Raw genomic sequence first — 8,894 nt, forward strand, 5'->3', positions numbered from 1 at the left:
GGATTACAGGCGGTTTTCAGGGGGAAGGGTTAAAAACCATTGTGCCCAATCAGGCCAGTGCCAAAATCAGCTGCCGCTTAGTAGGCGAGCAGAATCCGCAGGCTGTTTATGAAGCTATTCAGAGTCATCTTCAGACTCACAAGCCTGCAGGAGCGCAAATCGAAACGGAGCAATTGATTCAGGCAGATCCGGTGGCTATTGATTCAAAAGATGCTTATATCCAAACGGCAGCGGATGCCTATGAGGAAGTGTATGGCGTTCGTCCGCTTTTCCCTAAAGAGGGAGGTTCGATCCCTATTGTTGAAGTGTTTGCCAGCGTCTTAAAAGCACCTGTAGTATTAATGGGCTTTGGTCTTCCTTCGGAAAATCTTCATGCTCCGAATGAACATTTTCACTTGGAGAACTTTACAAAAGGGATCGTAACCGCCGCTAATTATTATACCCGTTTAGGAAACCAGTAAATGATAACCAGCATCCAGATCCGTCCAGGGTTTGGATGCTTTATTTTTTCTTAGCTTTCTGGATGATGGATGAAATAAAGGGTTCCTTACTTTTCGTATAGGACGGCCGATCTTTTTGATAGCGAACGGCTAGTGTCTGTTTGAGGGAATTATATTCTTCCATCGGTTCCGGGTGCTGGCGCAGGTAATCCCGAAACAGAAGTTTTTCTTCCCATTCCTTCCCGCCAAATTCACAAAGGTGTAAATGAAAAGTCTGCGTTTCCTTTACCTTCTTGAAAAAACGACGCTCCACAAGTTCCGGCTTAGGAACGTGCATATATCCAATGGCTGATAAACTCGGTATGTATGAATCGTAGGAGGCTAGAGACCTAACTCCTGCCATAATGTCAATAATAGGCTTAGCTTGTAACCCGGGTATGGCAGTGCTGCCTATATGTTCAATTCCAAGAGCATGGTGTCCCAAAGCTTCTGCTATCAACTCTTGTTCCTGTTCGAATAATATGGGCCATTCTGGATGATAGGTACGTAATGAGACCGTTGGTGTTTCTGTGGATGTCTGGCTCGCACAAGTAAAACAGCTAAGGGTCTGATCATTGTTCACCACTCCTTCCAAAAATCCACCTGAACAATAAATTAACGTTTCACAGTTGCGGCACTTGCCTGCCGGCTCTTTCATCAGGATCTCTCCTTTAATAGTAAAGTGTCATTTTTTAAGGGGGATGCGCCTGCATAATACGGAGGTACATTCAGTATAGCAGAGGGGTATATTTTGTAGAGGAATTAATAGGAAGGCTTAAAATACGCTAGGAAAAAGATGTATGTGTAAGAATTTGCGGATATAGGTTTACAAGACCCTGATTTCTGGTATTATATACAAGGATTTGATGATAAATCCTGATAAATACTATTTGAAAGGGGATATTAGCTTATGCTTACATCTCTTTATATGCTGTCACTGACTGTCCTTCTTACGTTTCTAGTATTATATGCCGTGGATAAAGTGGCGAACCGCTTTAAGAAGATCCAAAAAGAGCCGGCTCAAGCTGAAGAAGTCCCGTCAGAAATTGATTTCAGTCATTCCTATAAATAAATGCTTACGTCAAGCGGCCTCCCTAATGGGAAAGGCCGCTTTTTACATGAGGGATAAATTCTAGATGTCTTACAAATACTTCCGGACCAGGTCATACATATATTTCCAAACTCCCTTTCCGGTAAACAGTGGGTCTTCTTCTATACTCAGGGGCTGCTCGTTTTGTTAGCCTGGATAATATGGTAGAATAGATATGTTTAGATATTCGGCGAATGACTTTGCTCAACTATGAATGAGTTTAATGAAATAAATGTTATGTCACGTTTGAAAAAAGGGGATTATTCATGGATAATAAAGCGGTTGTTTTAGGTGCGAATTATTATATAGGATTGAGTACAATCCGCTGCTTAGGCATTCACGATGTGCACGTAGCGGCTGTCGATTATTCGTGGGAAGGGGCTTATGGACTTGAGTCCAAATACGTCTCGGAAGCGTTAATCGCTCCTCATTATAAAAAAGATCCAGAAGGACTTCTTTCCTTTTTGATTGATTACTCCAAACAGCAGAGCAAGATGCCTGTTCTTATTCCTACAGCTGATCCTTACGTAGAGTTTGTGGACGAGCATTTAATGGAATTACGGGAACATTTCCTTATTCCCCAAAAAGAACAAGGATTATATACTAAAATAATGGACAAAGGTACGTTGCATACGCTGGCTTCCGAGCACGGGGTAGCCGTTCCTGAAACCGTTCATATTGATGAAGAGAACTTTTTACAAAAAGTAGAGGAAAAGATTCAATTTCCGTGTCTCGTTAAACCGGTGGATTCTCCTGCATTTGTGTCCAAGTTCAGAAGGAAGCTGTTCAAAGTCTTTACGGAAGAAGAGCTTCTTGAGAAAGTCAATATGGCTAAAGAAGAAAACATTGAAGTGATTGTCCAGAGGATTATTCCGGGCTTCGATGACCATATGTACACTTTCGACGCCTACTTGAATCAGGATTCAGAAGTTACACACTGGGTCACTTGCCAGAAACTTCGTCAATTCCCTGTGAACTACGGGGCCTCGGTTTATACCCAGCAGAAATATGTCCCTGAGCTTTACGACCTCGGGAAGAAATTCCTTGAAGGCATCCAATATAAAGGATTTGCAGAAATTGAATTTAAAAAAGATGAACAAACCGGACAATTCTATTTAATTGAAATCAATGTCCGAATTACGAACTTAAACAGTCTGTTATATAAAACAGGAATCAACATGCCTTATATTACTTACAGGGAGCTTACCGGGAACCCTGTAGAGCCAAAAGCCGTTGAGAAAGACATGAATCTGGTCTTCTGGTATGCTTACGAGGATTTACTGGCTGTACGTGAATACGTTAAGACGGGTCAGCTTTCCATTCAAAAGGTACTGGCATCTTATTTCCGTCCCAAAGCCCACGCGATTTGGGATGCAAAAGATCCAAAACCCGCTTTTGCATTCGGAAAGAAAATGGCAGGTCTAGTGGCTGGAAAAGTGCGAAAATCAAGCTGATTCAGTAACATGGGGAAGAAATAGTAATACTTCCCCATATACAAAAAATAAAGGATCGCAATAATCGGACAAGGTTAAAACATTGCAGGGAAGGTAGATTAGAATGGCTAAACTATATGAATTGCTGAAATCCATTCAAGTTTTAGATGCTTGGAATGAACAAGAGCTGGATATTCATGGACTGGCTTATAACTCCAGAAAAGTGAAGCAGGGAGAGATTTTTGTATGTATTAAAGGGTTTAAAACTGATGGGCATGCGTATATATTAGAAGCTATATCTAATGGAGCGGCAGCCATTGTGGTCGAAGATTATCAAGAAGGATGGGATGACATTCCGCAGTTTCGCGTAGAGGACAGCCGTCAGGCGCTTGCCGCGTTGAGCGACGCTTTCTATCATCATCCGTCTCAATCGATGAAAACGATCGGCATTACCGCGACCAATGGGAAAACCTCTACATCCTTTATGACCGATGCGATCCTGGAAGAGCATGGAGCCAAGACAGGTCTTATAGGAACAGTGGTTGTTAAATTCGGCGATTATTCCGAGCCGACGAAACTGACGACACCGGAATCGCTGGATCTCCATCACTACTTTGCCCAAATGAGGGAGCAGGGTGTCTCTCACGTAACGATGGAAGTTTCTTCTTCCGCCCTCGATTTGAAACGGGTGGGAAGCGTGGATTTCGATATTGTAACGCTGAATAATATCAGCCGCGAGCATATCGATCTGCACGGCTCCTTTGAAGAGTACTTTAACGCTAAAGCAAGTCTTATCAGGGAAGCGGGTGCAGATAAATGGGCCATCCTCAACCTGGATGATCCTTATTCAGCTTCTCTGGTGGATGAAACGAAAGCGCAATTGCTCACCTTTAGTGTGGAAACAGGAGACGGGGATCTTATCTGTAAGAACCTTGACCTGTCCACCGGCCGCGCGAAATTTACAGTTGAAGTCCGAAAGCCGATATATGTAGGAGAGGCACCAATTGAGCCTCAGGAATTTGATATTGAACTATCCACTCCTGGTTACCATTCCGTGTATAATTCCATGGTGGCTATTGCAGCTGGATTATTGAGTGAAGTGCCGGTTCCAACGATTCAAAAAGGGCTGAAATCCTTTGGAGGGGTGGAACGCCGCTTTGAAATGGTATTTGAAGATGATTTTAAAATTTTAGATGACCATTTTGCGAACTACGGCAACATTAACGTAACTTTAAGTACCTTGCAGCAAATGGAGTATAATCAATTGAAGCTCGTTTATGCGATCCGCGGAAGCCGTGGTGTAACGGTAAACCGTGAGAATGCAAAGGCGATTGTTGAATGGGCTCCAAAGCTCGGAATAAAAGAAGTCATTGCGACCCTTAGCGACTCCCATGTTACAGAAAAAGACCAGGTCACTAACGAGGAGCTGCGGGTTTTCCAGGAATTGATGAAAGATGCAGGAATCCACGTGCATTTATATAAAGAACTGGACGACGCGGTCCGCCACGCTTTATCAGAAGTAGGAACAGACGATGTTGTACTCTTAGCGGGATGCCAAGGCATGGACCCAGGAGCAAAAATCGCGCTTGAGCAATTAAACAAAGCGAGACCAGAAATGGATGAAGAAGAATTATTCAAGCCGCTGAAAAACAGAGTGGCAGGAATCATGTAGTCATCAAAGGAAGGTTCGGGTCTTACGCAAGGAGGCATTTCATGAACGATAAACTAATCGGTATTCTCGGAGGTATGGGGCCAGAGGCTACGGCCGAATGCTATCTGAAAATCATCCGTGCAACCAGTGCCAGAAAGGATCAGGAACATTTCCGTGTCATTATTGACAGCAATGCAAAGATCCCTGACCGCACAGAAGCAATTTCCGGAAGGGGCGAGAATCCGGTACCCGAAATGATCCACGCAGCAAAAAACTTAGAAAAGCTGGACGTCGAGGTTGCCTGTATTCCGTGTATGACCGCCCACTATTTCATAGAAGACGTACAAAAAGAGGTTTCGTATCCATTACTAAATGCCTTTTTAGAGTTGAAAAAGTTTATCCGCAATTTCTATCCGGATATTTCTAAAATCGGCATTCTAGCTACGACGGGTACATTAGAAACCGGTCTTTTTGAAAAGTATCTCGATCACCTGGATATTGTATATCCTACGCCCATGACACAAAATGAAAAGGTCATGAAGTCCATTTATGGTGAAAATGGAATAAAGAGCGGGAATACGGATGGAGAGCCGCTCGAGCTTCTAAAAGACGCTTCTCAGGAACTGCTGGATAACGGCGCCCAATTAATCATATCGGGATGTACAGAGATCGGTCTAGTACTGAAACCCTATCACCTTCCCGTACCGCTCGTCGATCCGATGGAAGTGGTAGCGAATGTCGTTGTCAAAGAATCCGTGTATCAACAATCGTAAGCCGGTAAAAGGTGGAGAACTCGTTTTTAAAGACCAATAAATAAAGGAGCGAGGCACATGGCAGCTGATGACTTTAACAAGTTTTTGTCAGAATCCTTTAGTGAAGGTGTTTATTTTAGAGAGCTTCGGCTATCTCAGAAAGAGATCGATGCAGTTAAAACGATGTACCCGACAGCTCTCATCAAACGAACGAGTGAAGGGAACGATGTGCAGAGTAAAGCCTGGTATGAAATCAACCTTTTGCCGGTAGAAGGCCAAACAGAAAATGTGGAAGCCATTCGAAATGAAAACACGCGCTTGAAACGTGAACTTGAAGCATTAAAGCAATTTAAAAATTAATGATGAATTTCATACAGTTATTAAAGACAATTCCAAAAGGAGTTGTCTTTTTTGTTGTGGTCTGAACCCCTTATGTATATACATGTGTCATTCGACAAAATGTTGGGCGAACGACCATAAATACCCTGGTTTTGTCACGTTTATGTAAAAGCATGAAACACAAATGTAATAATAAATTGTCTTTTTTTATCGAACTTGTTTGTTATAATTAGAAAGGTAAAAGAAGCCGGAAATGTAAGACTACATATTTCAGACATCGAAGATTTACATCATGAGTTTAAAGCAGGAAGTGATATAAATTGTTTGATAAGCATCATCGCAATCGTTTATCTTTCGGTGTCCTGAAAGCCATCCGATTTAAAAAAAGAGAGAAAAATCGGCAATTCGGAAGTAAGAGGTGGCATCAAAGATGAAACTTAAGACATTTGGACGACATGGTAAAGAGGGCGTAAAGAACATTACGAGAAACCGCTGGATGTCCTTAGCTTCTATATCAGCTGTAACGGTTACTCTCCTGCTGGTAGGAGTCTTCGCTGCATTACTCCTTAATTTGAACTATATAGGCTCTCAAATCGAAGAAAACGTAGAAGTCCGTGTCTTTATGGACTTGACACTTGAAGAGCCGGGTCAAAATGAACTGAAAGATAAATTGCAAAACATCCCCGAAGTGGACACCGTTACCTTTCAATCCAAGGAAGAAGGACTGGAGAAGTTAATCGACAGTCTGGGAGAAGAGGGAGAAGTATTTGAATCCCTTAAAGATGAGAACCCGTTAAATGATGTGTACATCGTCAAAACCAAAAATCCTGAAGATACCATTCAAGTGGCTCAGTCTATTAAGTCATTCGAAAACGTTGAGAAGGTGGAGTATGCCAAAGAAACCGTTCAACGGCTTTTTAATGTGATGGATTTAGCTCGTAATATTGGGCTTGCCATAATCGCCGGTCTGTTGTTCACAGCCATGTTCCTCATTGCGAATACCATCCGTATTACCATTGTGGCACGCAGAAAAGAAATCGGGATTATGAAAATGGTAGGAGCAACCAACTGGTTTATCCGCTGGCCGTTTTTAGTAGAAGGCATCTTAATTGGTATGTTAGGAGCTGCTATTCCAATCGCTGTTGTGGTCTTTGGATACAGATACCTGTTCCAGGAGGTTACGACCCGATATCCGACATTATTCGTGGAATTACTTCCTGTCTACCCGTTTGTATGGAAAGTATCCATCCTGCTCATTTTAATGGGTGTCATTATCGGATTATGGGGAAGCTTTACGTCTATTAGAAAATATCTGAAAGTTTAATATAAAAATAAAAAATATACATGTGTTTTGGGGAGGAAGAGGGATTGAAGTTTAAGTTTACAGTTGCACTCCTGATCGCCACTCTTGTACTTGCCGGTTTATTCTCCGGTACAAGTCCAGTTTTTGCAGAATCGTATGAAGACCAAATCGAAAAGAGTAAAGAGCAAGTAGAAGAAAATCAGGACCAGTTAGAAGAAAACAAAGACAGTCAATCAGACAATGAAACTGAGAAACAGGAAAAACAGGAAAAAATTGACGAACTTAAAGAAGACCAGGAACAATTGAACGAGGAAATTGAACGCCTGGACAAACAAATGATGGATACGACTGAGAAAATAGATAAAAAAGAAGAAGAAGTAGAGCAAACCAGAGAGAACATCGAACAGTTGAAAGAAGATATTACTGAACTGGAAAAGCGAATCGCTGAAAGGGACGAGCTTCTAAAAGACCGAGTGAAGTCCATGTACCAGAATGGAGGAGCCATTGATTACTTAGACGTACTTATGGGAGCAGAAAGCTTCGGTAACTTCCTCGAAAGAATCATGAGCTTAAATACCATTGCCGAACAGGACAGGGAAATCCTTGAACAGCATAAAGCCGATAAAGAAGCTGTTGAAAGCAAAAAGGCAGAGGTGGAAAAGGAATTAACCTCTCTTGAAGAAAAACTCTCTGAACTGGAATCATTAAAGAGTGACCTGGACAGCCAGAAGGAAGATAAAAATGAACTGATGAATTCACTTGAACTGGAGGAAGAAGAACTTCATAATCACGTGATGGATTTAGAAGAAGAGAACGAAACATTAGCTGCACAGGAAGAAGCAATCAAGAAAGAAATCGAACGAGCCGAGAAGGCAGCCGAAGAAGCTGAACAGAAAGCAGCGGAAGAAAAAGCACGTAAAGAGGCAGCTAGAAAAGCCGCAGCTGAAAAAGCAAGAAACGAAGCTGAGGAAGCCGCCAGAAAAGCTGCCCAGGATCGTGCCGATGAAAAAGCCGCGGAAGAAGCAGAAGAAGCTGAACGAAAAGCCGAACAAGAAGAGCAGAAAGCGGAAGAAGACAAAAAAGCCTCCTCCAGCTCTTCAGACAGCAGTTCCAATTTCGCCTGGCCTGCATCCGCCGGAACAACTTCCGAATATGGTATGAGATATCACCCGATTGATAACGAAAACCGTTTACATTCCGGTATTGATCTAGCCAAGAGCGGAACTGTACCGATCAGGGCTTCAGCTGATGGAACGGTCATACGTGCCGGTTATTCATCCAGTTATGGCAATAATGTATTTATTACGCATCGTATCGATGGAAAGACGTACACGACTGTATATGCACACATGAGGTCCACTCCCGCTGTATCAGCAGGAGAGTCTGTATCGCAAGGTGATTTCCTGGGTAATATGGGAAGTACCGGGAACTCAACCGGACAGCATTTACACTTTGAGATTCATATCGGTTCATGGAACCCAAGCCGGTCCAATTCAGTGGACCCGCGCCGTTTCCTGCCATAAATTCTATAATACTAGCAAAAAGGGATTGCACATTGGGTGCAATCCCTTTTTGCAGCTTTGCGACTGAATGAATTCAATGGGTGTAAGATCTAAAATCTATATGTTTATATTTCCCGGAATGGCGTCCCGTTCATGGTTTGGTCATACATACTAACGACTTCGGATTTTGGTTTTTGGTTGTGAATAGGAAGGACAGAGAATGACGTTAAATCTTCATGGCATATGGGGCACATCCAGGTGCCTTCGCTGCTGCTAAAAGAGGGGCGGTGACAGCGCGGGCATTGTTTTTTGTACATAGTGTTCCCTCCGTGTTTTAAAATATAC

10 protein-coding genes are annotated in these 8,894 nt (G+C 42.6%); 8 read left to right on the forward strand and 2 right to left on the reverse strand.

Annotated features, from left to right (window positions below; genetic code table 11):
* Window positions 1-461 (forward strand): M20/M25/M40 family metallo-hydrolase (locus WAM07_RS08715; RefSeq protein ID WP_422166092.1); only part of this gene is annotated, 461 nt, incomplete at its 5' end.
* Between the two features lie 40 nt (window positions 462-501).
* On the opposite strand, the gene WAM07_RS08720 is transcribed toward WAM07_RS08715, so the two are convergent.
* Window positions 502-1,137 carry a GrpB family protein gene (locus tag WAM07_RS08720; protein WP_422166093.1) on the reverse strand — a complete coding sequence of 212 codons (636 nt, stop codon included), beginning with the start codon at window positions 1,135-1,137 and terminating at the stop codon, window positions 502-504.
* 252 nt (window positions 1,138-1,389) lie between these two features.
* On the opposite strand from WAM07_RS08720, the gene WAM07_RS08725 reads away from it, so the two are divergent.
* From WAM07_RS08725 to WAM07_RS08755, 7 genes are all read left to right on the forward strand, one after another.
* The gene (locus tag WAM07_RS08725) at window positions 1,390-1,551 is read left to right on the forward strand and encodes a hypothetical protein (RefSeq protein ID WP_014645199.1); all 162 of its coding nucleotides are present in this window, start codon (window positions 1,390-1,392) and stop codon (window positions 1,549-1,551) included.
* A 284-nt stretch (window positions 1,552-1,835) separates the two neighbouring features.
* Window positions 1,836-3,023, forward strand: a complete 1,188-nt coding sequence (locus WAM07_RS08730; RefSeq protein WP_422166094.1) for a carboxylate--amine ligase — start codon at window positions 1,836-1,838, stop codon at window positions 3,021-3,023.
* 103 nt (window positions 3,024-3,126) lie between these two features.
* A complete protein-coding gene (locus WAM07_RS08735; protein WP_422166095.1) occupies window positions 3,127-4,674 on the forward strand; it encodes a Mur ligase family protein in 1,548 nt (515 codons plus the stop codon).
* 41 nt (window positions 4,675-4,715) lie between these two features.
* Complete coding sequence (locus tag WAM07_RS08740; protein WP_422166096.1) at window positions 4,716-5,426, forward strand: aspartate/glutamate racemase family protein; 711 nt, start codon at window positions 4,716-4,718, stop codon at window positions 5,424-5,426.
* 57 nt (window positions 5,427-5,483) lie between these two features.
* A complete protein-coding gene (locus tag WAM07_RS08745) occupies window positions 5,484-5,765 on the forward strand; it encodes a hypothetical protein (protein WP_014645195.1) in 282 nt (93 codons plus the stop codon).
* 409 nt (window positions 5,766-6,174) lie between these two features.
* Complete coding sequence (gene ftsX, locus WAM07_RS08750; protein ID WP_422166097.1) at window positions 6,175-7,068, forward strand: permease-like cell division protein FtsX; 894 nt, start codon at window positions 6,175-6,177, stop codon at window positions 7,066-7,068.
* Window positions 7,069-7,112: 44 nt separating this feature from the next.
* Window positions 7,113-8,570 (forward strand): murein hydrolase activator EnvC family protein, encoded by a 1,458-nt coding sequence (locus tag WAM07_RS08755; RefSeq protein WP_422166098.1) that lies wholly within the window; start codon window positions 7,113-7,115, stop codon window positions 8,568-8,570.
* Between the two features lie 104 nt (window positions 8,571-8,674).
* On the opposite strand, the gene WAM07_RS08760 is transcribed toward WAM07_RS08755, so the two are convergent.
* Window positions 8,675-8,894: hypothetical protein (locus tag WAM07_RS08760; RefSeq protein WP_422166099.1), on the reverse strand; the 220-nt coding region annotated here is incomplete at its 5' end.

The organism is Halobacillus sp. (assembly GCF_049282395.1).
GTDB lineage: Bacteria > Bacillota > Bacilli > Bacillales > Halobacillaceae > Halobacillus.